The organism is Staphylococcus sp. SB1-57 (genome assembly GCF_017086425.1).
Lineage (GTDB): Bacteria > Bacillota > Bacilli > Staphylococcales > Staphylococcaceae > Staphylococcus > Staphylococcus warneri_A.
Genome location: NZ_CP070964.1, coordinates 838865 through 862007, shown reverse-complemented (window position 1 = coordinate 862007; position 23143 = coordinate 838865). Strand labels below are relative to the sequence as shown.

At 30.6% G+C, this 23143-nt stretch carries 23 protein-coding genes and 1 pseudogene; 5 read left to right on the top strand and 19 right to left on the bottom strand.

Annotated features, from left to right (window positions below):
• Positions 1-10: 10 nt before the first annotated feature.
• From JX000_RS04225 to JX000_RS04215, 3 genes are all read right to left on the bottom strand, one after another.
• Positions 11-895 carry a permease gene (locus tag JX000_RS04225; protein WP_206140923.1) on the bottom strand — a complete coding sequence of 295 codons (885 nt, stop codon included), beginning with the start codon at positions 893-895 and terminating at the stop codon, positions 11-13.
• 88 nt (positions 896-983) lie between these two features.
• A complete protein-coding gene (locus JX000_RS04220; RefSeq protein WP_206140922.1) occupies positions 984-1304 on the bottom strand; it encodes an ArsR/SmtB family transcription factor in 321 nt (106 codons plus the stop codon).
• A 29-nt stretch (positions 1305-1333) separates the two neighbouring features.
• The gene (locus JX000_RS04215; protein ID WP_081583071.1) at positions 1334-1525 is read right to left on the bottom strand and encodes a hypothetical protein; all 192 of its coding nucleotides are present in this window, start codon (positions 1523-1525) and stop codon (positions 1334-1336) included.
• 148 nt (positions 1526-1673) lie between these two features.
• On the opposite strand from JX000_RS04215, the gene JX000_RS04210 reads away from it, so the two are divergent.
• Positions 1674-2087: a YolD-like family protein gene (locus tag JX000_RS04210; RefSeq protein ID WP_115395586.1), complete on the top strand. Its 414-nt coding sequence runs from the start codon at positions 1674-1676 to the stop codon at positions 2085-2087.
• A 101-nt stretch (positions 2088-2188) separates the two neighbouring features.
• Here JX000_RS04210 and JX000_RS04205 read toward each other — a convergent pair whose 3' ends face one another.
• The 3 genes from JX000_RS04205 to JX000_RS04195 are packed head-to-tail and all read right to left on the bottom strand — an operon-like array spanning position 2189 to position 5749.
• Positions 2189-2554 carry a DUF6262 family protein gene (locus JX000_RS04205; RefSeq protein ID WP_115395587.1) on the bottom strand — a complete coding sequence of 122 codons (366 nt, stop codon included), beginning with the start codon at positions 2552-2554 and terminating at the stop codon, positions 2189-2191.
• An 8-nt stretch (positions 2555-2562) separates the two neighbouring features.
• Positions 2563-4635, bottom strand: a complete 2073-nt coding sequence (locus tag JX000_RS04200; protein ID WP_206140921.1) for a tyrosine-type recombinase/integrase — start codon at positions 4633-4635, stop codon at positions 2563-2565.
• A gap of 10 nt (positions 4636-4645) precedes the next feature.
• Complete coding sequence (locus JX000_RS04195; protein ID WP_206140920.1) at positions 4646-5749, bottom strand: tyrosine-type recombinase/integrase; 1104 nt, start codon at positions 5747-5749, stop codon at positions 4646-4648.
• Positions 5750-5923: 174 nt separating this feature from the next.
• Between JX000_RS04195 and JX000_RS04190 the strand changes: the two are divergent.
• Positions 5924-6226 (top strand): annotated as a pseudogene (locus JX000_RS04190) (YolD-like family protein); the annotation flags it as partial.
• Between the two features lie 80 nt (positions 6227-6306).
• Here the strand turns inward: JX000_RS04190 and JX000_RS04185 are convergent.
• Entirely contained in the window at positions 6307-6477 is a 171-nt protein-coding gene (locus tag JX000_RS04185; protein ID WP_002466153.1) for a hypothetical protein, read from the bottom strand.
• Between the two features lie 386 nt (positions 6478-6863).
• Between JX000_RS04185 and JX000_RS04180 the strand changes: the two genes are divergently transcribed.
• Positions 6864-7904 carry a C45 family autoproteolytic acyltransferase/hydrolase gene (locus tag JX000_RS04180; protein ID WP_206140919.1) on the top strand — a complete coding sequence of 347 codons (1041 nt, stop codon included), beginning with the start codon at positions 6864-6866 and terminating at the stop codon, positions 7902-7904.
• Positions 7905-7958: 54 nt separating this feature from the next.
• On the opposite strand, the gene JX000_RS04175 is transcribed toward JX000_RS04180, so the two are convergent.
• The 3 genes from JX000_RS04175 to JX000_RS04165 all read right to left on the bottom strand — a co-directional run bounded on the left by JX000_RS04175 (position 7959) and on the right by JX000_RS04165 (position 9904).
• Positions 7959-8801: a DUF4097 family beta strand repeat-containing protein gene (locus tag JX000_RS04175; RefSeq protein WP_124227762.1), complete on the bottom strand. Its 843-nt coding sequence runs from the start codon at positions 8799-8801 to the stop codon at positions 7959-7961.
• Positions 8798-9355 (bottom strand): HAAS signaling domain-containing protein, encoded by a 558-nt coding sequence (locus JX000_RS04170; RefSeq protein ID WP_002452237.1) that lies wholly within the window; start codon positions 9353-9355, stop codon positions 8798-8800. Before JX000_RS04170 ends, JX000_RS04175 begins: the two co-directional genes overlap by 4 nt.
• Before the next feature lie 63 nt (positions 9356-9418).
• Positions 9419-9904 carry a hypothetical protein gene (locus tag JX000_RS04165; RefSeq protein ID WP_002452236.1) on the bottom strand — a complete coding sequence of 162 codons (486 nt, stop codon included), beginning with the start codon at positions 9902-9904 and terminating at the stop codon, positions 9419-9421.
• Positions 9905-10070: 166 nt separating this feature from the next.
• Between JX000_RS04165 and JX000_RS04160 the strand changes: the two genes are divergently transcribed.
• Positions 10071-10634, top strand: a complete 564-nt coding sequence (locus JX000_RS04160; protein WP_206140918.1) for a thioredoxin family protein — start codon at positions 10071-10073, stop codon at positions 10632-10634.
• Between the two features lie 132 nt (positions 10635-10766).
• Here the strand turns inward: JX000_RS04160 and pmtD are convergent, their stop codons facing one another.
• The 7 genes from pmtD to JX000_RS12100 all read right to left on the bottom strand — a co-directional run bounded on the left by pmtD (position 10767) and on the right by JX000_RS12100 (position 14973).
• On the bottom strand, positions 10767-11501 hold the full coding sequence (gene pmtD, locus JX000_RS04155) for a phenol-soluble modulin export ABC transporter permease subunit PmtD (protein WP_002452234.1): 735 nt from the start codon (positions 11499-11501) through the stop codon (positions 10767-10769).
• The gene (gene pmtC, locus JX000_RS04150) at positions 11501-12373 is read right to left on the bottom strand and encodes a phenol-soluble modulin export ABC transporter ATP-binding protein PmtC (RefSeq protein ID WP_002452233.1); all 873 of its coding nucleotides are present in this window, start codon (positions 12371-12373) and stop codon (positions 11501-11503) included. Before pmtC ends, pmtD begins: the two co-directional genes overlap by 1 nt.
• Positions 12374-12385: 12 nt before the next feature.
• Positions 12386-13057, bottom strand: a complete 672-nt coding sequence (gene pmtB / locus JX000_RS04145; protein WP_002452232.1) for a phenol-soluble modulin export ABC transporter permease subunit PmtB — start codon at positions 13055-13057, stop codon at positions 12386-12388.
• Positions 13054-13953 carry a phenol-soluble modulin export ABC transporter ATP-binding protein PmtA gene (gene pmtA, locus JX000_RS04140; protein WP_124227765.1) on the bottom strand — a complete coding sequence of 300 codons (900 nt, stop codon included), beginning with the start codon at positions 13951-13953 and terminating at the stop codon, positions 13054-13056. The genes pmtB and pmtA overlap by 4 nt, the downstream gene beginning before the upstream one ends.
• On the bottom strand, positions 13953-14330 hold the full coding sequence (gene pmtR / locus JX000_RS04135; protein ID WP_002452230.1) for a PSM export ABC transporter transcriptional regulator PmtR: 378 nt from the start codon (positions 14328-14330) through the stop codon (positions 13953-13955). The genes pmtA and pmtR overlap by 1 nt, the downstream gene beginning before the upstream one ends.
• Before the next feature lie 185 nt (positions 14331-14515).
• Positions 14516-14698 (bottom strand): SE1626 family protein, encoded by a 183-nt coding sequence (locus JX000_RS04130; RefSeq protein ID WP_002452229.1) that lies wholly within the window; start codon positions 14696-14698, stop codon positions 14516-14518.
• 179 nt (positions 14699-14877) lie between these two features.
• Positions 14878-14973 (bottom strand): Trp-rich small protein, encoded by a 96-nt coding sequence (locus tag JX000_RS12100; protein WP_100066986.1) that lies wholly within the window; start codon positions 14971-14973, stop codon positions 14878-14880.
• Positions 14974-15172: 199 nt separating this feature from the next.
• Here JX000_RS12100 and JX000_RS04125 point away from each other — a divergent pair, with 199 nt between their 5' ends.
• A complete protein-coding gene (locus JX000_RS04125) occupies positions 15173-16459 on the top strand; it encodes an aminotransferase class I/II-fold pyridoxal phosphate-dependent enzyme (RefSeq protein ID WP_206140917.1) in 1287 nt (428 codons plus the stop codon).
• Positions 16460-16527: 68 nt separating this feature from the next.
• Here JX000_RS04125 and JX000_RS04120 read toward each other — a convergent pair whose 3' ends face one another.
• Positions 16528-16836: a hypothetical protein gene (locus JX000_RS04120; protein ID WP_124227767.1), complete on the bottom strand. Its 309-nt coding sequence runs from the start codon at positions 16834-16836 to the stop codon at positions 16528-16530.
• A gap of 70 nt (positions 16837-16906) precedes the next feature.
• Positions 16907-22906 carry a SasC/FmtB family protein gene (locus JX000_RS04115; RefSeq protein ID WP_206140916.1) on the bottom strand — a complete coding sequence of 2000 codons (6000 nt, stop codon included), beginning with the start codon at positions 22904-22906 and terminating at the stop codon, positions 16907-16909.
• Positions 22907-23143: the final 237 nt, after the last annotated feature.

Sequence of the window (23143 nt, the reverse complement as noted above, 5' to 3'; positions counted from 1 at the left end):
CTCCTTAAACTTAAACAATCGTATTAACTATTAATCCTGTAGCAATAGCTACAACTAAAATTGCGATTACGAATGAGACTACAAATTTTTTCTTGAATAATTTAGATAATAATACTACTTCTGGAATACTTGCACCGGCACCACCTATTATCAACGCAACTACTGTTCCTAAAGACATCCCTTTTGATACTAATGCCTCAGCTATAGGTAACATTGTTTCAGGTCTGATATACATTGGAATGCCTATAACAGATCCAATGAATACGGATATAATGCCATCTCCACTTGCGTATTTTGTAATAAATGTTTCGGGTACAAATCCATATATGAATGCTCCAATAAATACACCAATAAATAGGTAAGGAAGCATTGGATATAAAAATGCCCACGCATCATTTAATGCTTGTTTAAAACGAGATCCCGTTTTATTGGCAAAAAATCCATCTCCTTTAACATTTACGCCTTTATAACTTTCAGCCAAATTCATTTTTGAAAACACAAGACCTGTAAAGATACTAAATATTGCTAGTACAATAAAATAAACTATTGCAACTTTCCAGCCCAATAAAACCCATAGCATAAACACCATTAATGGATTCATTAATGGTGAAGCAATTAAGAAACTCATCGCTGGACCAAAAGGTACTTTAGAATTTAATAGACCTGCAAGTATTGGAATAGTTGAACAAGAACAAAAGGGAGTAATCGCACCAAATATCATCCCAAAAAAATAATTGATTCCTTGGTTAGGCTTACTTAACATGTTTTTGATTTTATCTTCCGAAATTACTTGTTGGATTAGACTTACAATAAAACTTACGATTATGAACAGTATTAATAATTCAAAAAATAGCATTAAAAATGTTTTTATAAATTCTATAATTGATTCTAACATCAGTATAATGCCTCCGGATTTCTTTAATCAACTTTTTTTGATTAATTAATCAAAAAAAATTGATCTTTTTTGTATTAAAAGAAGATACTCATAGTATCTTACAGCAAGTATCTTTATTTAAAACTACCTGTATTTGTCGCTCATTAATTTTATAATAGTTCCATGTACCATACTTTTCAGCAATAAGAATATTCGCATCTACTAATTTTTTTAGATGATAAGAAAGTTTAGATTGCTTTAATTCTAATAATTCTTCCAAATCACAGACACACAAAGATTTTGTATCACTCTGACGTATTGAATGTAAAATTTTAAGTCTAATTTTATCAGCAAGTGCTTCAAACACCTTTTCATAAAAGTTTAATTGTTCTTCTTCATCTGCATCTGGATTGACCTTGATTATTTCCATTTAATCACTTCCATTCTGTTATCAAATAGTTATTTAAGTTCTTGAATTGCTTGTTTAAAGTTATGTGCTGTTATTTCACCGTATGCTTCAATATTATCTTTGAAGAAAGAACTTTTCATATATGCTACAGCTTCATTTAAATATATGTCTTTTGAAGTCATAACTAACTTTAAATAACCAATAAAATAATCTACAGATAAATTACCTGCATGATTTACCACCAAAGTTTTCCCTCCAATATTCCAAATAATAAATCAACTTTTTTTGATATATTAAACTTAACACTTTTTTAGAATAATTTCAAATCCAAATGAGTAAAACCCTTGCTAAAATAGAACATACGTTCTATTATAATATTGAGGTGCTTTTATGTTACTCAATTCTAACATTCCAGATGAATATAAATATGAAACGGACTATAGAAAAATCCCAAGAGAATATTTGAATCCCAAAATCCCTCAAGGTCGTGGAAACATCAAATGGAGAGCTTTTGCCACTTTGCCTGAACAATACGAAATATTAAATGAAGTGATGCAAGGTCAAAACAAAATTGCAAATCCCTTATTATCTGATGATGCTTTGAACCAATTAGATTATATAGTTAATCAAAAACTTCAATCCAATGAACCTTGTACAATTGAATATTGGAGTAACGGTTATATAAAAACTTATACTGGATTCATTTTGAAATTCAATGTATTAGAAAAATCCTTTTCATTTTTCAATACTTCCAATAATAAATACTATACTTTATATAGAGAATATATTAACAACATATTTTAAAGTAACCATACAAATAGTAATTAACTAAAATAAGAAGGGGATATTCATAGTATTTTTATGTTTCACTTTTTATTTTTTAAATAATAGCGTATATTGAATTTTTACAGGTTTTCATACATTTTATTATATAAAACGTTAACTTCATTCTTTAATGCTTTATTCTCTTTTTCTAATTTTTTAATTTTTCTTTTCAAGGATTCAATAATTGCATTTTTCCCATCATTTTTGGCTTGAATTACATTTGATTGAGTGTTGTGTTTACGCAATTCTTCAATTTTATTTCGGATTTCTTTATGATTATACAAAGTAGCTTTTGAAACATTTGCATATTTAGAAACAACATTAAAGTTAATCTCTATATTTTCTTTTAAGAGCCTTTCTATTGCAGAATTTACTTTTATTTCTGTATTAGCTTTTTTTCTTTTATGTATTTCTTTCATTTGTTTTTTTCTATCATAATTCCCCATAAGTCCTCCTATGTTTTCATCCTATTATTTCTACCAAAAATAATATTTCCATCTTTTATATTTTTTAATATGTCTTCATATTTTTCTAATAAATTGACATGCTTTTCTACCATATCATCTCTATTAAAATTTTTAGCTACCTCTATAGAATTAATGGTAGATTTAACAAGCAATTCATACTTTTCTACATCTAAATTTGAAAATCCTATTGCTAAATCTTTGCATGGTTTACCTGAATTACAAGTTAAACATGGTGGTGCTTCCATATATGGGCAGTTACCTTTTAACCTTGCATGGCACGTACCATATGGATTGTCCATAGCATTTAATTTATGCTCTTGCCATAAAGAGTTCAATGCATCCTCAGAAAGTTTACTGCTATGTTTAATATTTTTTACTTTACCATCAATATCAAAGGTAAATGCCCCTTGATCAATAACTGATTCAAATGCTTTTCTTTTAGTATCATCAAGAAGTTTTGCATATCTAAGAGTCATTTCAGGAGAGGCATGAGCTAACAGTTCTTGAATTGTTAGAATATCAACTCCACCATTAAGCAACTTAACAGCATATGTATGCCTAAACTGATGTGTTTTAAAGTGAAAAATCTCTCCCTTTTCATCAACAATATTTTTAGTTTTAGCTAAATGATTTAGATGAGAACGAATTAAGTGTTGCGTATATGGCATTCCTTTTCTCTTACCTTTGTATGTAACAAATATATAATTATTAGGATTATTGTCCTTAGTACTTTGTCTTTTAGAATTTGCAATTAAAACTGCTAATATATTAGCTAATTGTTCATCTATAGGTATTCTATGTCCTTTTACAAAAGTTTTTGCAATATCAGTAACTAAAGAATATTTACCATTAATTTTAGTAAGACAGTTATCTTTTAAAGTTAATACATCTGATATACGTAAACCCGTTTTAAATGCTATCCAAATGATAGGTATGATTTCTTCAGGTAAGGAATTTATATTTTCAAATAATTGATCTAATACAAAATCAGGAATATAATCAATTTGATTTTTTTCGATTTTTTCATGTTTAGGCAGGTCTTGTGGCAAAAATAGAAATCTTATATCTTCTATTGGTGCTATGCTATATTTTTCCATAATTATATCATTCAAAAACCTTCTAACTAATTTGAGTTCTTCCCGCACAAAATTTTTTACACTTCGTACGTTTTTACTTTTTGCATATTTAAAAATAGAATCTATATACACTTCCATATGGTTTCTTTCTAAATTATTCAAGTCATTCCAATTAGGTTCTTGATTATGTACACTGTTAAAAAATCTACTTAAAACCCTGACGTACACTCTACCTGTCGCAAAATTTAGATTTCCTGTTATTAATCGTTGTTTCAAATATCGTTTCACGGAATTTCTTATATTAAATGAGCCTATACTTTTGAAATTTAAATAGTTACCAGTAAGTGTTTTATTATAAGCCAAACCATATATTTCTAAATTTCTTATATCCCATATGTCTTTATCCCACTCTTCTCTGTCGTCAACCATTTTTGAAAACTGCCTATAAAACTTTTTTAAGCTTGCAGCTAAAGGCGCTTTTACTTTGTAATTTCCAAAAACAACACTTTTCGACCTTTTCCAAGTTGGTGCATTTCGATTTTCCAACCATTTAATCCATTCTTTTTCTAAACTACTAAATTCGTAGTCAAGCAAGGAATTTAAATCAGGGAATATTTCATTACAAAAAGAAGCAATTTTATTAATATGTACTGCACCACTATTGAATAAAGAGTTTAAAGACCAATACTCAGTAACAATAAATTTAAGACAAATATATTTAAATTCTAGATTTAAGTTCTTATTTTTGAAATTAAAAAACACATTTTTCCTTTTACCACTATATCTTTTTAAATCATCATGAAATTGATTGAAAATCTTAAAATTAGAAACATGCCATACATCATTTTTATAAAAATAGTCACTATAAATATCCGTGTAAGTGATATTCCCCTCAGAATTTATACTTTTACTTTTTAAAAAGCAAAGTTCCTTTTTAAATTTACTTTGAAAAAATTCATTTGTATTTTGAACGCTATTATTCATGTCAATCTCCCTATTCAAATATTTGGAACGAATCTTTCACTTTCTCCCAATTCTCACGTATAAGCTGATCGTCATTGTGTATATACAAATCCATAGTCGTTTGTATATTACTGTGACCAAGCCGTTCTTGAACTTGTTTTATATTTTTACTTTTATTGTAAAAAATAGTAGCATGAGTATGCCTTAACAGATGAGGATGAACATTTATTCCAGTTTTCTTTCTTAAACGTTTAAATATCGAATTTACGTCATTATAATCTAAGGGATCTCCAACATGCTTACCTCTAATTTTAATAAACAAAAATTCAGAACTAGTTGAAACTTCATCCAATACTTCATACAGATAATCATCATATAAATCAATCAAAGATTGTGAAATATATATTTTACGTTCTCCACTTTTTAATCTAGCTCCATTTTTATTTCTTCTAGTTTTCAAAATAATTTGATGTCCGTTAGTCAAATCATATTTGATATCATCTATGTAAAGTGACAACAATTCCCCAATACGCAATCCCGTTTCATATAATAATTGAACCATAAATTTATCTCTTAGGTTTTTTGATGCATTTATTAACTCTTTTATTTCACTGGTACTCAATATTTTCATTTTTTCTCTTGGCTCTTTGACTTTCAATGTGTTTGTAAATAACAAATTATTAGTATTTACATGATCTAAAAAGCTTTTATATGAAGATTTACGATTACTTTCTTTTAAAACTGATTTAGCAATATCTACATTAATTTTTTTAGTTCTAAATAAGTAATCGTAAAAATTAGTAACTACAGTAATAGTTAAGTTTATAGTTCTAGCACTTTTACTATTTAGTAGTCTATCTTTATATATAACTTTTTTATATCTCTTAGGTGTCTTTAACCACATTACAAAATCTACTAAGTCATCAAAAGTTGCATCATTATGATTTTTGTCTATTAACTCAAGGTACATAAAATATCTTTTTAAACAATAAGCATATGTCTTTAAAGTATTCTCACTTTTATCAACACTCTCTAAATACTTTAAATAATAGGTAACATCTTCAACTGGATTTAAATTACTGTCAATTATCATAAAGTTCTTTCCACTGTTAGAATTCACATTTACTATTTTCATAATATAATCCCTTTCCTAAATTTATTTCAATAATACACTAATTCAATAACTTTTCATATTATACATATAATACATAATAAAATTGATATAGATAAAGATTAATTTGTTAAACAGCAGATAATTTTATTTATACATATTATACAAAATAAACTCTAAATTTTTAGATACATATAACCATTTGCTACCTTACCTGAACAATTTGAAACGATTCATCAATATATCATAGATCAAAATAAGGTTGATCGCCCTGTACTTTCTGATGATCAATTATCTGATTTGAATTTTCGTTTACATCAGTCCTTGCAGTTAAATCAGCCAGTAGTTGTACAGTATTATGATGACGGATACTTTAAATCTATCGAACTTAATATTGAACGTATTGATGCTATAACTTTTGAAGTTGAAGGCTATCCATCTCATTCTTCTGATAAATTCAAACTTTCTTTATTAGACATCGTGCGTATTTCCCCTACTTAATTTCTTTTCAAACTCAAGCAAATAAAAAAGCCACTGATGACAATTTCATCAGTGACGCTTTCATTAATTTAATCTTTAAATTAATTATTATTTTCGATATCTGAAACGATTTCTTTAGTTTTTCTTTCGATATCTTCAAAGTCTTTTTTGAAAATATAAGCAAATGCAACTACACCTACACCTACAACAACTGTAGTGATAGCTACTAAACTAAATACAAATTTAAATAAACCTTTAATAAAGTTCCACATTAAAATTCACCTCTACATTTTATATGCATATCTACAATACATTATGATAGCATATTTATCGTTATCAATAAATACATACCCTTTTTACTATTTTTATAAGCTCTCTTTATAAAAATTTTTATGATAAGATATAACTATAAAAAAGACGACTGATTTATTCATCAGCCGTCAGTGCAATATTATAATTATTTATGCCACCAATTATAAATTGCGCCTTTTATATAATCATATTTGCTACGCATGATATCACCCCAAAATAAATTATTTCTCAATGCTATCAGTAACTAATTACAATTTTATTATATATATAATTACATAAAATAACAATTAATGTAACATTAACATTATATTACAAAGTGTAAATTTTGATTAAGGAGTACTTTCATATGCAAAGCGTTCAATCTGAAATTATGAGCTATAGAGGTTCACATTATGATTTAGGCGTACAAACCGCCAAATGGTTAAAACAAACTGACCTCTTGAAAAATAGAGAAAAAGAATGGAAAAAGCGAATTCCTAGATTTGATATAGATATTAACGAAACACATTCTATTTTTCAAACGTATGCACCTAAAATTTGGGAAGAACTCATGGGTATGCAGGATGTATTAAAGTTACCAACACGTCAAATGATTTTAAACTTTGCACATTATCGTTTTACTGATTTAAAAGAAAGTGGTTGTACCGTATTTAACGGGGCGGATTATTTAGTAAGAAATTATGATTATCATCCTGCTACTTATGATGGCAGATATTTATTATACCAACCAAATGATGGCGGATTAGCACAAATTGGTCCAACATCAAGAGTAACTGGACGTATGGACGGTATGAATGAAGCTGGTTTAATAATGGCATATAATTTTATGCATCGTAAAAAACCAGCAAATGGATTCGTTTGTTATATGGTAGGTAGATTAATATTAGAACTCTGTAAAAATGTCGACGAAGCGATTCAACTGTTAAAAGAGATACCACACCGTAGTTCTTTTAGTTATATTTTAATGGACCAATCTTTAAATCATGCCATCGTAGAAATTACACCACGAGATATCAATGTTAGATATGATACTATTTGTACAAATCATTTTGAATTACTAACGCATGAAAATAGAAATTATACTAAAGAATCTAAAGAACGATTAGCACGCGTCATTAATCAAACACATACACAACTTGATAAGCATCAAGCATTCAAATTATTTAATGATCCACAATACGACATATATAGCAAACTTTTCAACAGTTGGTCTGGTACCATTCATACATCGATGTACGAACCACAATCACTTACCGCATGGATGTCTTTAGGTGAGAATCAGATACCTTCAAGTATAGATTTTAATGCTTGGCTTAAAGGCGAAGAGCTCACGCAAAGAACATTTGAAGGCGTCATTGATACAGATTTAACTTTTGCCACACATTAAAAAAGTACAAAACGAGAACAATTAAACTTGTCTCGTTTTGTACTTTATCTTCCTTTATTTTATAACTATATCCCCATCAACTGTATAGAATTCAAGAATATTGTCACTCTTACCTACTTTACTTTCATGAAAATGTTTATTCTCAATTAAAGCCTTTCCTTTACCTGGTTGTAATTTCAACAAAGTATTTTCTGGTTTATCTTTATAAGAATAATGAATATCACCTTTTTTAGTAGAAGCCTTGATATCGCTTCTTGGTGACATACTATTAAAATAAATATCTCCTTCTCCTAATAGAAAAATAGAATCGCTAATATTACTATCATAAACATTTATAAACCCACTATTTAGATTTACATTATTATTTTTTAAAGTAGATTTTTTAATTAAAAATTGTGAGCTATTAGCCTTAATATCTGAATCATTAACATTTAGATTTTTAAATTTCACATAACAATTGGTACTCAGTAAATTTAAATGATTAGTAGTAATATTATCTACGTTCAAATGACCACCTTTAGATACATAAGAAAAAGCATTTAATTTTCCATTTGGCACTTCGATAACAATTTGATTGTCATCTTTTCTAAACGGATTTAAATTAATAGCGTAGCCTCTATCAACATTTTTCACTTCTGAAATTTTCAGTGTTTTATTCTTGTTAACTAAGTTTACTTTATTATCCCCATTATATTTCACTTTAAATTTAGAGCCTTTAACCACCTTAACATTAGTATATTCTGTGTTTATTGATATATTTTTAAAATTAGAGTTAGGATAGGATTTATTAATTTTCGTTTCTTCATAATTCTGTTTTTCAAAGGTGAACCAGCAAACTGTAGCACCTATAAAGAAAACAAGAAAAATGATAAGACCTGAAAACATTATCTTTCTCATCTTCGAACGCTTCCTTTAACTGTTTTAATATACCATCTCAAATATTTTAGAATGAGTCTATATATCGTTTCTAATACTTTAAATGTTATAACAATCAACATTAATCCGAGTCCTGTATAGGCTATTGAAAAAAGAATATTACTTACTGAATCATGTATACCTTTATATAAAGACGATAAGACTAAAATTAAAGGTGCACAAATTAATAACACGGAAACAATAAACAAAATAACGAATATCATACATATGAAAAACACTGGAATTAATACTAAAAATACTGATAGCAAACCTAAACTTAATGAAGCCGTAACAGCTCGTAACGTATTATGAAATGTTGGTTTATATTCAGCATATTCAATCGCGCTATGCGCTTTGACCTGTTTAGCTATATCATTAGGCTCTTTTAACGCTTTAACTATTTCCGCTTCAGATTTACCTTTCAGTTCCTCTTCATAAAAGTAATGTTCATAATCATACATTTTTTTATCTTTTTCTTTGCGAGGTAGTTCGTCTAATGAGACTTCTAATTCATTCAAAAATGTAATTTTATCCATAGTATTGTCACTCTTTCTATCTATTTTTTCAATTAGTTGCAATACTAATGTTCAACTATTTAGTTACTTACTAAAGAATTCAATCCGCTTCACGATATCATCTTTATATAAAATACTTAATTTCATATGATGTTCACGATCTCGATAAGTTATTGATTGATAGTTCTTACCTATTTTACTTTTTTGATAATTACTACCTAAATCATTAATAACTTCATCAATATGACTCCCAATTCTAACACCAAAATTTGTATGTATCTCTTTATCTTTAACAAGTACAATGCCTTTAACAACGTGTTTCTTTTTATGTACTTTAACTGTTAAATCATCATACTTTTTATGATTATAAAATGTGTAACGATCTACTTTAATATTTTTATTTACATTAAAATCCTTTTTATGAAATTGTTCATTTAAATGTATCCCATTTATTGATGCACTTGATAAATCAACGGTTTTTATATTTTTATAAAATGAAAGACCTATCAGAAGTAAAATGGCTAATATTAAGAATAGCGTACTAATTATCCATCGATTCTGTATGCGCAAAGATGTTCACCACTTTCAACTTATTATAATAAATATAGCATAAGGTGTATTTAGTTTCATCTCACGGTAGGTATTTGCTAAAATGAGAGAATTTTTAAAATATTTTAATTTATTTACATTATAAAAATTGGTATAATATATAAAATGATTAAAGGAGGTTTTTTCGATGACCAATTTAGAAACATATTTTAAAAACAGTCAAGACATCGGACCTTATATTGAGCAGATGCAAGACAATAAAGACAATCTCGTTTCAATTTATGATTCCTTTAAGTTACCTGAAGATGATGAAAGATTACAGAAATTAAAATCATCTAACTATTCTAAAGTATTGGTAATTACCGAAGGCTGGTGTGGCGATGCCATGATGAATCTTCCAATACTTAAACATATTGCTGAAGCCCTAGAATTAGAAGTCAAAGTGTTCCATAGAGATGATGATACACATCTTATAGACCAATATTTAACAAATGGAAAATCACGTTCAATTCCTATTTTTGTATTTTTAAATGATAATTATGAACAAGAAACAGTTTGGGGTCCACGTGCTAAAGAAGTTCAATCATTTGTTACGAATTTACGTGAAGATACTTTACCAAGTAAAGATCACCCGGATTATGAAGATAAAGTTAAAGAAACACATTTAATTATTTCAAATCGATATAAAACAGATTCCACATTCTGGAAAGCAGTTTACAATTCAATTATTGATCAAATGCTTTATAAATAACACCTATATATAACGAAGCTATTTGAGTAAGATAGCTTCGTTTTCTTTTGAAATCTCCCGTTTTAACGCCTTATTCTCTCTTAAATTAAAATATTAAAAACCGGGACTATCAAGCCCCGGTAATCACTTATTCTAAATATCTCTTTTAGCTGCATATAATACATTAACAATAAATAGCACTACGATTGATGCTATAGAAATAAACCATTGCCAATGTGTAAATGAAACATCGGACTCAGTCATTTTTTGAGTTAAATATGTGAATGGAATGTATTTAAATGACTTATGAATGTCATCACCGATGTTTGGAATTAAACCTACTAGCGGTTGGATAAATGGCACAATTAATAATAAGAAAATGCCTAACGTAAATATAACAGCTGGTTTTTCAACTGCTAATGTAATTAAAAATAAAAATAATCCAAAGAATAGGAAAAAGATAAGATAGAACCAAATGTTAGTTAAAAAGTTATCTCCGTCAATACTTTTACCTTTAGTTGTAGATTCAATTACAATAATCACTATATATTGAACAAGTGTAAATAAAAATGAAATTAGAATCATTGAAATTGTTTTAGCAACAATATAGCCAATTCTACTACTCATTTTGTTCATATATAATTGAATTGTTCCTTGTGAGTAATCTCGAGTAATTGTTTTGATAATAAATAATAAACCTGCAAATAAGAATAACCAATTGGCCATGATAAATACCATTGTATAGTCCACTTTGTGTCCAGGACTATAATTTGCCATCATGACAGCTTGAAAGACAGTTAAACCAATGACAAGTATAAACGCAATGTACGTGAGCGGACTTTTAAAAATACTAATTAAATCATGTTTTACTAATTGTAAAGATCTCATTATTTATCACCTCTTTGATTAATATTAAAGTAAGTATCACGTAATGAACTTTTACGTGTTTCAATATATTTAGGATAAATATTGAGTTTTGCTAATGCTTCAAGTACATCTTTATAATTTTTTTGCGCTTTGATTATGATTTCTCCATTTTCTTTATTAGACTGTTGAACATGGAATTTTTCTGTTAACATTTCTAATGCATTTTGATAGTCTTCTGTATCGATTGAAATAATCGTACTATCTTTTGGTCCACCATCTTTCATATTGACATCTTGTACGAATGTACCATCTCTTAAGAATACAGCTCTATCACAAATGAGTTCAATGTCCTCTAATTTATGACTAGAAATCAATATTTTCATTTCTAACTGTTTAACCAATGATTGAATCGTCTTCAATACGTCAATCGAACCATCTGGATCCATACCATTTGTAGGTTCATCTAAAATAAGGTATTTTGGTTTATTCATTAATGAAACTGCTATAGCTAATTTTTGCTTCATACCCATTGAATATTTTTTCACTTTTTTCTTGATATAAGGTCTCATACCGAATGCATCAATGATGTGATCCGCATATTCTTTATCGAATCCTTTACCTAATACTTGTGCAAATAATTTTAAATTATATAAACCTGTTTTATTATCATATAGTTTAGGATGCTCAATTAAATAACCAACATTTTCATTATTAGGTAAATTAACTTTCCCCTCATAATTAATAATATTCCCATTCATTACTTTCATTAGTGTTGTTTTACCTACACCATTTTTACCGATTAATCCTACGATTTGACTGTTTCCAAAATCAAAATCAATATGATCTATAACAGTATTTTGGCCATATTTTTTTGTTATTTGTTCTAACTTCATTGTAGACCTCCTTTAAAGTGTATGTTTCTTAATTTTATTTAGTTGTAAAACGTAATTAATGATTAAAACTATAATACTTAATAGTACAAATCCATAATTTAAAAAATAAGAGTAAAATTGTGGAATTTGACTATGATTTAAAAATATATAATTAATTAAAATCAAGGTGACGGATAATAGAAATGGTAATGCGAACATAATCAAAATGATATAAGCAATATATGATACTCCCTCAGTTTTATACTCAGTACTTTTTCTAAAAGCTACTGGTATCGATAAGAAGTTCGCTACAATATAGGCATATGTAGTTGAGAAATATATTGCATTGGTTTGAATAGAATCTGATTCATAACCGTATAAAGTAATCACAATTGCACCAAATAAAGTAAAGAAGATACATGTTAAATAATTGGCGTTTAACATATCCTTCTTGGATACTGGTAAACTTCCAAAAAATAAGTTTGATCGATTCCCACCTAATCGTCGATGAAATCTAAACAAATGACCAGCATCGAGTATAGACATTATCATTAAAATTAATCCAAGCGGTATTGCCATAACAGAATTCATGAGCGGATTAGGTTTCATTATGAAGCTATATATTGGATAAAATACAATCAATGCTATATACAAAATAAGAGTCCAGTATCTTAATTTAATATTTCTAATTAATAATTGCTTCATTTTTTATCCTCACTTTCTAAAGTAAGGGGCTCATATGATTTACTCTTAAATTTTTCTAAATAAATCATTAATTCTTCTATACTCGGATTTTGAACTTCAATATCATTTCCGAATATTTCTTTAAATGTTTGTGCATGTCGTGTTAAAGCTGTATATCCAGTTTTCCTAGTTTCTCTGTAGATTAATAATTCTTCCAATTCTTCATCTAAATCATTATGATTACCTTTAATAATTTGAAATTTACTCATTAACGATTCAATTGAATCATTTAATATCATTTCACCGTCTCTGATATATACTAAATAATCAGCAATCTTTTCCAAATCTGAAATAATATGTGTAGAAATGAAAACTGTCTTATCTTCATCAATTAGTTCTTGTTGAATAATTTCTAATACTTCATTTCTTACAATTGGGTCCAAACCCGAAGTAGGCTCATCCAAAATAAATAACTCAGCATGATGGCTAAATGCAATAGCCAGTGACAATTTCATCTTCATACCATTAGAAAATTGATTGATTTTCTGATTATACGGTAAATCAAATCTACTTAAATAATCATTAAACAAATAACTATCCCAATCTTGATAAAAAGGAGAAATGATATTTTCTAACTTTTTTATAGTCCATTTTTCATTAAAGTATGTTTCTGAATAAACAAAGCCTATTTTATTTTTTATCTTAATAGGATTCGTTAACATACTGTCACCTAAAATTGAAATGCTTCCACTATCGTATTGTAATAAATCCATAATTAATCGTATGACTGTCGTTTTCCCTGCACCATTAGCACCAATAAATCCTGTAACAAATCCTTGAGGCACATTGAATGATACGTCCTTCAATTTAAAGTTCCGTCTAGAATAATTAACATGGTTCAATTCTATAGCATTCATTATTCTTCCTCCTCATAAATTAAGGAAAGAATTTCTTGTAGTTCTTCTAAAGACATGCCAATTGTCTTTGCTTCTTTCGTCATTGATTTTGCTAAATTTTCAATCACAAAGAACTGCTTTTCCTTTAGAATTGAGTTATCCTGTTCTTTCACAAACGTTCCCTTACCTCTAATCGTAGTAACAAAACCATCTTTTTCCAAATCTTCATATGCGCGTTTGGTTGTAATTAAACTAACTTGTAAGTCTTTTGCTAATTCACGCATAGATGGTAAATGTTCACCAGAAGAAACGTATCCTTTCAAAATGTTCTCTTTAATTTGTTGTTTGATTTGTTCATAAATGGGATATTCACTGGTGTTCTTCAAAATAATTTTCATTGATGTCCCCCTTTTCTTCTGTATATAATCAATATACACACTATATACAAATTTGTAAAGTATATATATGATTCTCCTTTATACATATGGTTGGACGATAACAAATTATATATAAACAATATATACAGATTAAAAAAACAGCATGTAAACTACACACTGTTTCCAACAATTCATTTCTAAATTGATTACTTTTTATGATTATTTTTACGTCGATCATTATTTCTACTTATAAATGCGCATATTATGAACATAATAGCAGCAAGCAGTAATTTTATTCCTGAAGATTCATTTCCTGTAGCTTGCAAATAATAACCTATAATGAATAATATGATTGCTAACACTACAAATATTTTAGTCATATGCTTCATTGAATTCACCTCATTATTTTAAATTATATCAAACTATCAGTTTTTACTAAAATTCATTCAAACGTTATATTGATTGCGATATATATATCGCGATGTTACTATATAATTGTATCCACAAATTATACTACACAACCCCAAGTCTGGTACCAGCAGGCTTAGGGTATTTTGTGTATGGTCATCTATTTATCTTTCCAATTAATTTCTAACCAAACTCGAAAGATAACAAGTAGGCCACCTGTTAATAAAGTTATAATTCCATCTTGCCACCACGTCATTATACTACACCTCCCAAATGCAAAGTGTCATAAATGTCGATGACCTATACTTATCTTAACATAAAACAGAACACATGTTCGTATATTTTGCTGAATAATTAATATTAATTAAATCTTTAATAACAATACTTTATCTTTGGACAATTTCAAGATACTATAAGGATAATGACTTTAATTTAAAAAAGAGAGGTTATCCAATATGAACCCATTAGCCCAAAATTTAAACGAACAACTAAAACAGTCAAATCCTGAAATCTTTTCTATGCTTTCAGATTTAGGGCAAAATATGTTTTATCCAAAAGGTATTCTTTCTCAATCTGCTGAAGCAAAGAGCACAAAGTATAATGCAACAATTGGTATGGCAACCAATGACAACGGTAAAATGTATGCCAATGCTCTAAATCAAATGTTTAATGAACTGTCACCAGATGAAATCTTCCCATATGCACCACCTCAAGGTATTGAAGAATTGCGTGATTTATGGCAAGAAAAAATGTTAAAAGATAGTCCTGATTTAACTAAAGAAGTCATGACAAGACCCATTGTTACCAATGCACTTACGCATGGACTTTCACTTGTAGCCGACCTATTCATCAATTCAAGTGATACTATTTTATTACCAGAGCATAACTGGGGAAACTATAAATTAGTATTTAACACACGACACAATGCAAACATCGACACATATCCAATCTTTGATGAAAATGGTCACTATACTACGAAATCATTAGTTAAATCTTTAAAAGCTTATAATAAAGATAAAGTCATAATGATTCTTAATTATCCGAATAACCCTACTGGTTACACACCTAATAATGAAGAGGTACAAACCATTGTCAATGCAATTAAATCATTAGCAGAAAAAGGAACACAGGTGGTAGCTGTGATTGACGATGCGTACTATGGATTGTTTTACGAAGATGTCTATACTCAATCTTTATTCACTGCATTAACAAATATTCAATCTAAAAATGTACTTCCAGTGAGATTAGATGGTGCAACTAAAGAATTCTTTGCATGGGGATTCCGTGTAGGATTTATTACATTTGGTGTAGAAGACGCATCTACTAAAGATGTATTAGAAGCCAAAACTAAAGGATTAATACGTAGCAATATTTCAAGTGGCCCACTACCATCTCAAAGTGCTGTTAAACATGTACTTAAAAATAATGTTCAATTTAATAAAGAAATTGAACAAAATATAACGACATTACGAGAACGATATGAAATAACAAAAACAGTCGTATATGCGGATCAATATCAATCTCATTGGCAAGCATATGATTTTAATTCTGGTTACTTTATGGCAATTAAAGTTAAAGATGTAAATCCTGAAACATTACGTCAGCATTTAATTGAGAAATATTCAATTGGTGTCATCGCATTAAATGAAACTGATATTAGAATCGCATTTAGTTGTGTAGAAAAAGATGATATTCCACATGTATTTGATTCAATCGCAAAAGCAATTGATGATTTGAGATAATATAACAAAAAGGTTAGACCAACTCAATTTGTGGTCTAACCTTTTTTCATCTTATTCAATAAATATATCTAAATAAAAATCAATAAAATAAATCCTACAATTGCTAATGAAAATGGTCCATAAGCTTTTAAGTTATCTTTAATTTTTAATCCTATAAAACCATCTATTAATTGGATTAAAGCCATTAAAAATGTCATAGCAAATAAAAATAGATGATTTATAAAGAATAGTGTTGCGACGCACAATAATGCAATTGAAAAACTTCTAGCAAACGCATAAAGTGCATTCACTTGTTTAGTTTTAATGCATGCATCGATTGCATAAAATAAACTTACTAACGAACTAATACTTGTAAAGATTGCGATAACAAAATACATAATAACTCCTCAAATTCTCTATTTTATAGTCAACATGTTATTAATATAATTTATTATATACTCTTTTAAGCTATAAGTCTTTTCTTTTCAATTTTAATTTACAAAGTATGAATCCCAATAGCAGTAAAACAATACTAGTGTTTCCTTTTTCATTCGTTTGTTTCTTTCCTGTATTTGGTAATTCTATTTTGTCTTTTTGTATCTCTTTCTTAATTACATAATGTGTTTTTACATTTTCAATTTCACTTTCATTAAGTAATTTTTCTTGTTTATTATTATACAAATCATACACTGTTCCTTTAAATTTCGGAATTATAAAATGAATACTTTCACTTTCATCACTATTACCAAATGTACTACTTACTAGCAATTCTTTATAATTTTGGACTATTTGATAATCAATGGTAACTATACCAGTTTCACTATCTATTTGAATCCCACTTATTTTGTGATTAAGGTTCCATTGATAATCAGCTTTTGTCGCAATAATTTCAATATTACTATTATGGGATGAACTTATAAATTGTATTCTCATTTTATCTGTTTTCCCATTTGGTTTAATAGAAATTGAACCTTTCTCTTTATCCCATATAATTATAGGTAGCATAGGTTTACTTTGTTTCACAGGAACATTAGCAACAATTTTTTCACTCGGATCACTGTTACCGAGGGTTTCACTTGCTACGACTTCACTGCCATTTTGAACACCTTGATAGCCCACTGTTAATGCGCCGTTTGCGGTGTCTATACTAATACCTACAGGCTTTTCATTTAACGCCCACTGATTGCCTATTTTTGTAGCTATGACAACTTTCGGATCGCCATTAGGATCTACATAATGGACTATCATCTTATCCGCATTACCTTGTGGTGTTACTGTTACACTAGCGTTCGCTTCATTTGATGTAATGACTGGCGCCATCGGTGTAGCTTCTTTTACAGGGACATTCGCTCTAGTTTCGGTACTTACATCACTATTACCGTGACTCTCATTAGCTGTGACTTCGCTACCATTTTGAACACCCTGGTATCCTACTGTCACTGCGCCACTTGTATTATCTATACTAATACCGGTTGGTGTTTCATTTAATGTCCATTGATCTCCTGTTTTTGTTGCGACAACTTCTTTTGGATCTCCGTTCGGTGCGACATAGTGTACTGTCATCTTATCTGAACCACCTTGTGGTGTTACCGTTACACTCGCATTTGCTTCATCTGATATAATGACTGGCGTCATCGGCCTCGCTTCTTTCACAGGGACATTCGCTCTAGACTCTGTACTTGCGTCACTATTTCCATGCGTTTCACTCGCACTGACTTCGCTACCATTTTGAATACCTTGATATCCTACTGTCACTGCGCCACTTGTATTGTCTATACTAATACCGGTTGGTGTTTCATTTAATGTCCATTGATCTCCTGTTTTTGTTGCGACAACTTCTTTTGGATCTCCGTTCGGTGCGACATAGTGCACTGTCATCTTATCTGCATCACCTTGTGGTGTTACTGTTACACTCGGATTCCCTTCATCTGATGTAATGACTGGCGCCATCGGCGTCGCTTCTTTCACAGGGGCATTCGCTCTAGACTCTGTACTTGTGTCACTATTTCCATGCGTTTCACTCGCACTGACTTCGCTACCATTTTGAATACCTTGATAACTGACTGTCACTGCGCCACTTGTATTATCTATACTAATACCTGTTGGTGTCTCGTTTAATGCCCACTGATCACCTACTTTTGTAGCGATCACTTCTTTTGCATCTCCGTTTGGCGCGACATAGTGAACTGTCATCTTATCTGCATCACCTTGCGGTGTTAACGTTACACTTGCATTTGCTTCATCTGATGTAATGACTGGCGCCGTTGGCGTCGCTTCTTTTACAGGGACATTCGCTCGTGATTCTAAACTTGTATCACTATTCCCATGTGTCTCACTTGCGCTTACTTCACTACCATTTCGAACACCTTGATAGCCCACTGTCACCGCTCCACTTGTATTATCTATACTGATACCTGTTGGTGTCTCGTTTAATGTCCATTGATTGCCTGTTTTTGTCGCAATTACTTCTTTCGCATCTCCATTCGGTGCAACATAGTGCACTATCATCTTATCTGCATCACCTTGTGGTGTTACCGTTACACTCGCATTCGCTTCATTTGATGTAATGACTGGCGCCGTTGGCGTTGCTTCTTTCACAGGCACATTTGCTCTCGCTTCTGCACTTGCATCACTATTACCGTGACTTTCATTTGCTGTGACTTCGCTACCATTTTGAACACCTTGATAGCCTACTGTCACTGCCCCACTTGTATTGTCTATACTGATGCCTGTTGGTGTTTCATTTAATGTCCATTGCGTTCCAACTTTAGTTGCAATAACCTCTTTTGGATCGCCGTTTGGCGCGACATAGTGTACTGTCATCTTATCTGAACCACCTTGCGGTGTTACTGTTACACTTGCATTTGTTTCATCTGATGTAATGACTGGCGCCGTTGGCGTCGCTTCTTTTACAGGGACATTCGCTCTAGACTCTGTACTTGCGTCACTATTTCCATGCGTTTCGCTCGCGCTGACTTCGCTACCATTTTGAATGCCTTGATAGCCTACTGTCACTGCACCACTTGTATTATCTATACTAATACCGGTTGGTGTTTCATTTAATGTCCATTGCGTTCCGACTTTAGTTGCGACAACTTCTTTTACATCGCCATTCGGTGCGACATAGTGCACTGTCATCTTATCTGAATCACCTTGCGGTATAACTGTTACACTCGCATTTGCTTCATCTGATGTTATCACTGGCGCTACCGGTGTTGCTTCTTTTAATGGCACATTCGCTCTAGACTCTGTGCTTGCGTCACTATTTCCATGCGTTTCATTCGCACTGACTTCACTTCCATTTTGAACACCTTGGTATCCTACTGTCACTGCACCACTTGTATTATCTATACTAATACCGGTTGGTATTTCATTTAATGTCCACTGATTGCCTACTTTTGTGGCAATCACTTCTTTTGGATCGCCGTTTGGCGCGACATAATGGACTATCATCTTATCCGCATTACCTTGTGGTGTTACTGTTACACTCGCGTTCGCTTCATTTGATGTTATCACTGGCGCCATTGGTGTTGCTTCTTTTAATGGTACATTCGCTCTAGTTTCGGTACTTACATCACTATTACCGTGACTCTCATTAGCTATGACTTCGCTACCTTTTTGGACACCTTGGTGATTGATTGTTACCGCACCATTTGTATTATCTATACTAATACCTGTTGGCGTTTCATTTAATGCCCATTGACCTCCTGTTTTTGTCGCAATTACTTCTTTCGCATCGCCATTCGGTGCTACATAGTGCACTATCATTTTATCTGCATCACCTTGTGGTGTTACCGTTACACTCGCATTTCCTTCATCTGATGTTATCACTGGCGCCGTTGGCGTCGCTTCTTTTACAGGGACATTTGCTCTAGCTTCTGCACTTGCATCACTATTACCGTGACTCTCATTTGCTGTGACTTCGCTACCATTTTGAACACCTTGGTACCCTACTGTCACTGCACCACTTGTATTATCTATACTAATACCGGTTGGTGTTTCATTTAATGTCCATTGATCTCCTGTTTTTGTTGCGACAACTTCTTTTACATCGCCATTCGGTGCAACATAGTGCACTGCCATTTTATCTACATCACCTTGCGGTGTTACTGTTACACTCGCATTCGCTTCATCTGATGTAATGACTGGCGCCATCGGTGTCGCTTCTTTCACAGGCACATTCGCTCTAGTTTCGGTACTTACATCACTATTTCCGTGACTCTCATTTGCTGTGACTTCACTTCCATTTTGAATGCCTTGATAACTGACTGTCACTGCCCCACTTGTATTATCTATACTGATACCTGTTGGCGTTTCATTTAATGCCCATTGACCTCCTGTTTTTGTCGCAATTACTTCTTTCGCATCGCCATTCGGTGCGACATAGTGCACTGTCATTTTATCAGTGTCTCCTTGTGGAGTAACTGTTAAGCTTGCATTTTCTTCATTAGTTGTCATTACAGGTATTGAAGGTGTAAGGCGCTTAAGTTTGATTTTTTCATGTTCTATTTGAGTAGTAATTTGATTGATAAAATCTTGGTTTTTTCTATCTGCCATTGGCACATTATTATTGGCTTCATCTAAAATAGCTTTGGCTTCATCCAATTTTAATTTTAAATTATTGACTGAAACTGTTGTATAATCCGCTTCATTGATTGAATCCAAATATTGTTTCGTATCATTATATTTATTTCTTAAGTCTTCCTTATACATTAATATTGCAACTTGTTGTTGTTCTACTTTATCTATACCAGATTTTTGTCTATCATTTCCTCGGAATGACGCATCAGTTCTATAGGTTACATTTCCATCTAAATCTACAATACTTGGTTTAACGGCAGGGAAATCAACAGTATACGTTATCGTCTTAGTAGTTCCAGCAGCTACTTTTCCAGCATTGAGTGTTAATAAACCCGTTGCCTCATTATAGTTCGTACTCGCATTTGTTGCAGAAACAAATTTTGTTCCTTGTGGTAACGTTACTCGATAAATGGTTTCATTTGAACTTGTGTGTCCTTTATTTTCAAGGATTACTGAAATTGTACCACGTGCATAATTAGAAGTTGATGAATCACTTGTAAAGTCGTAATTGATTTCAGTTACTCTAGATACAACATAAGCACCACTATTTACATTAACTCTACTAACAGCACCACCGTACATGTAATTTGGATTATCTCCAAAACCATAAGCACTATTTGTTTGGTTAGAGGTTAATGTGTACGAATTTGAAATTGGAATAAAGGATAACCTTACTCTATCAACATCACTTGGAACATTGACCATGAGATTCAGTTTTCCAGTTGGATATTTACCCATACCATTTATCTGTTTATCAAATAATACTCGATTACCGTCTGGTGTTGTTATTTTGGCTTTTACACCTGGCCAAGCATTAATTGTTGCTAAAGCTGAAGATATAAAATCTACGACTAATTCTGAATTAGGTGCAACATCAATATCTTGATAAATACCGGCTACTCTAGGGTCAGGCACACGTCTGTCAAATCCATCTGTTGTTCTGGCTAATACGACGCCATAAGGTGCTGAACTATCACTCATAAATGTTGGATAATTTCTTACTTTAGTAGTCATTACTATAGGAAATTCTTTATCTGGATCTGTAGATACACTCGTCCATCCAATGACATCTTTAACAACCGTTAGACTTGTTTTTTGATTTGGTAAATTTCCTCCAGAAACTTGATCAAAGTGTCCGTTAATCACACCGGTATTAGTTTCATTGTATTTTAAAGGGTCATTATTATTTTGATTTGGTACTGCCCTAAATGATGCACCTTCTGATTGTCGCACTACTTGAGAATGTTGATTATTACTTGATGGTTCTGTGTTTGTTGCAGGTATACCTTTATTACCATTTTGTTCTTTTGTAATTTGAACTTCATTGTTATTCTTTTTTCTTTTTAATTTAGCAGCACTGTTAATGAAATTTCTGTAATATCCATCAATTTCTGCTTGAGTAGATTCTTTTTGTAAAAATTTTTCAGCATTAGTAATATCATAGTTAAATTCTTTTATTGATTCATCTGTCTTATCATTTAAATTTATTTTTTTATATTGTTGAATTAATTGTTTTAATTGCTCATTATTTCCACTATTTGATTGTTCAGAAGTCACCTGCTTATTATCCATTACTGGCGTTGCTTCGTTGTTCGTATTATTTGGAGTTGTTTCGTTGTTTGTATTATTTGTAGTTGCCTTTAATATTTCAGTATTTTGGTTAAGTTTTTTCTCATCTTGCTTATCTTCAATCACTGTACTATTTGTATAGCTGTTATCTATTTCAGTAGGTTGATTGAATTCTGCTGCATTTGCCATGTTAGTATGTCCAAATATTAAATACAATGAAGCTACAGTAATACTAGTCACGCCATACCCTTTTAACTTTCTAATGGAAAAATAGTTTATTTTTTTATTTTCTTGGTTGTCTTTTCTAGGGTGTTTCAATTATGACTTCCTCCTTATTATTTAATTGTCAAAATGAATAATGCGTTAATTCAAATCAACATGTCGTTCCTGAATTAAAACATTTCTTTATAAAAATCACAATAAATAATATAACATTTGTGGATTGGTACCTCAACTATTTTATTCTATAAAATATTTTGCTATTTTAATTGAATAAGTTGTCATTATTTATGATAAATAGCTTAAAAACGCATCAATTTCAATAAATAAAAAACT

Excerpts from the sequence above, each read along its gene's own strand:
- JX000_RS04205 (WP_115395587.1), bottom strand. The coding sequence starts at position 2,554 with ATGGGGAATTATGATAGAAAAAAACAAATGAAAGAAATACATAAAAGA.
- pmtD (WP_002452234.1), bottom strand. The coding sequence starts at position 11,501 with ATGAGATCTTTACAATTAGTAAAACATGATTTAATTAGTATTTTTAAA.
- JX000_RS04125 (WP_206140917.1), top strand. The coding sequence starts at position 15,173 with ATGAACCCATTAGCCCAAAATTTAAACGAACAACTAAAACAGTCAAAT.
- JX000_RS04210 (WP_115395586.1), top strand. The coding sequence starts at position 1,674 with ATGTTACTCAATTCTAACATTCCAGATGAATATAAATATGAAACGGAC.
- JX000_RS04160 (WP_206140918.1), top strand. The coding sequence starts at position 10,071 with ATGACCAATTTAGAAACATATTTTAAAAACAGTCAAGACATCGGACCT.
- JX000_RS04170 (WP_002452237.1), bottom strand. The coding sequence starts at position 9,355 with ATGGATAAAATTACATTTTTGAATGAATTAGAAGTCTCATTAGACGAA.
- JX000_RS04130 (WP_002452229.1), bottom strand. The coding sequence starts at position 14,698 with ATGAAGCATATGACTAAAATATTTGTAGTGTTAGCAATCATATTATTC.
- JX000_RS04185 (WP_002466153.1), bottom strand. The coding sequence starts at position 6,477 with ATGTGGAACTTTATTAAAGGTTTATTTAAATTTGTATTTAGTTTAGTA.
- JX000_RS04120 (WP_124227767.1), bottom strand. The coding sequence starts at position 16,836 with ATGTATTTTGTTATCGCAATCTTTACAAGTATTAGTTCGTTAGTAAGT.
- JX000_RS12100 (WP_100066986.1), bottom strand. The coding sequence starts at position 14,973 with ATGACGTGGTGGCAAGATGGAATTATAACTTTATTAACAGGTGGCCTA.
- pmtB (WP_002452232.1), bottom strand. The coding sequence starts at position 13,057 with ATGAAGCAATTATTAATTAGAAATATTAAATTAAGATACTGGACTCTT.
- JX000_RS04220 (WP_206140922.1), bottom strand. The coding sequence starts at position 1,304 with ATGGAAATAATCAAGGTCAATCCAGATGCAGATGAAGAAGAACAATTA.
- JX000_RS04180 (WP_206140919.1), top strand. The coding sequence starts at position 6,864 with ATGCAAAGCGTTCAATCTGAAATTATGAGCTATAGAGGTTCACATTAT.
- pmtR (WP_002452230.1), bottom strand. The coding sequence starts at position 14,330 with ATGAAAATTATTTTGAAGAACACCAGTGAATATCCCATTTATGAACAA.
- pmtA (WP_124227765.1), bottom strand. The coding sequence starts at position 13,953 with ATGAATGCTATAGAATTGAACCATGTTAATTATTCTAGACGGAACTTT.
- JX000_RS04200 (WP_206140921.1), bottom strand. The coding sequence starts at position 4,635 with ATGAATAATAGCGTTCAAAATACAAATGAATTTTTTCAAAGTAAATTT.
- JX000_RS04175 (WP_124227762.1), bottom strand. The coding sequence starts at position 8,801 with ATGAGAAAGATAATGTTTTCAGGTCTTATCATTTTTCTTGTTTTCTTT.
- JX000_RS04195 (WP_206140920.1), bottom strand. The coding sequence starts at position 5,749 with ATGAAAATAGTAAATGTGAATTCTAACAGTGGAAAGAACTTTATGATA.
- pmtC (WP_002452233.1), bottom strand. The coding sequence starts at position 12,373 with ATGAAGTTAGAACAAATAACAAAAAAATATGGCCAAAATACTGTTATA.
- JX000_RS04225 (WP_206140923.1), bottom strand. The coding sequence starts at position 895 with ATGTTAGAATCAATTATAGAATTTATAAAAACATTTTTAATGCTATTT.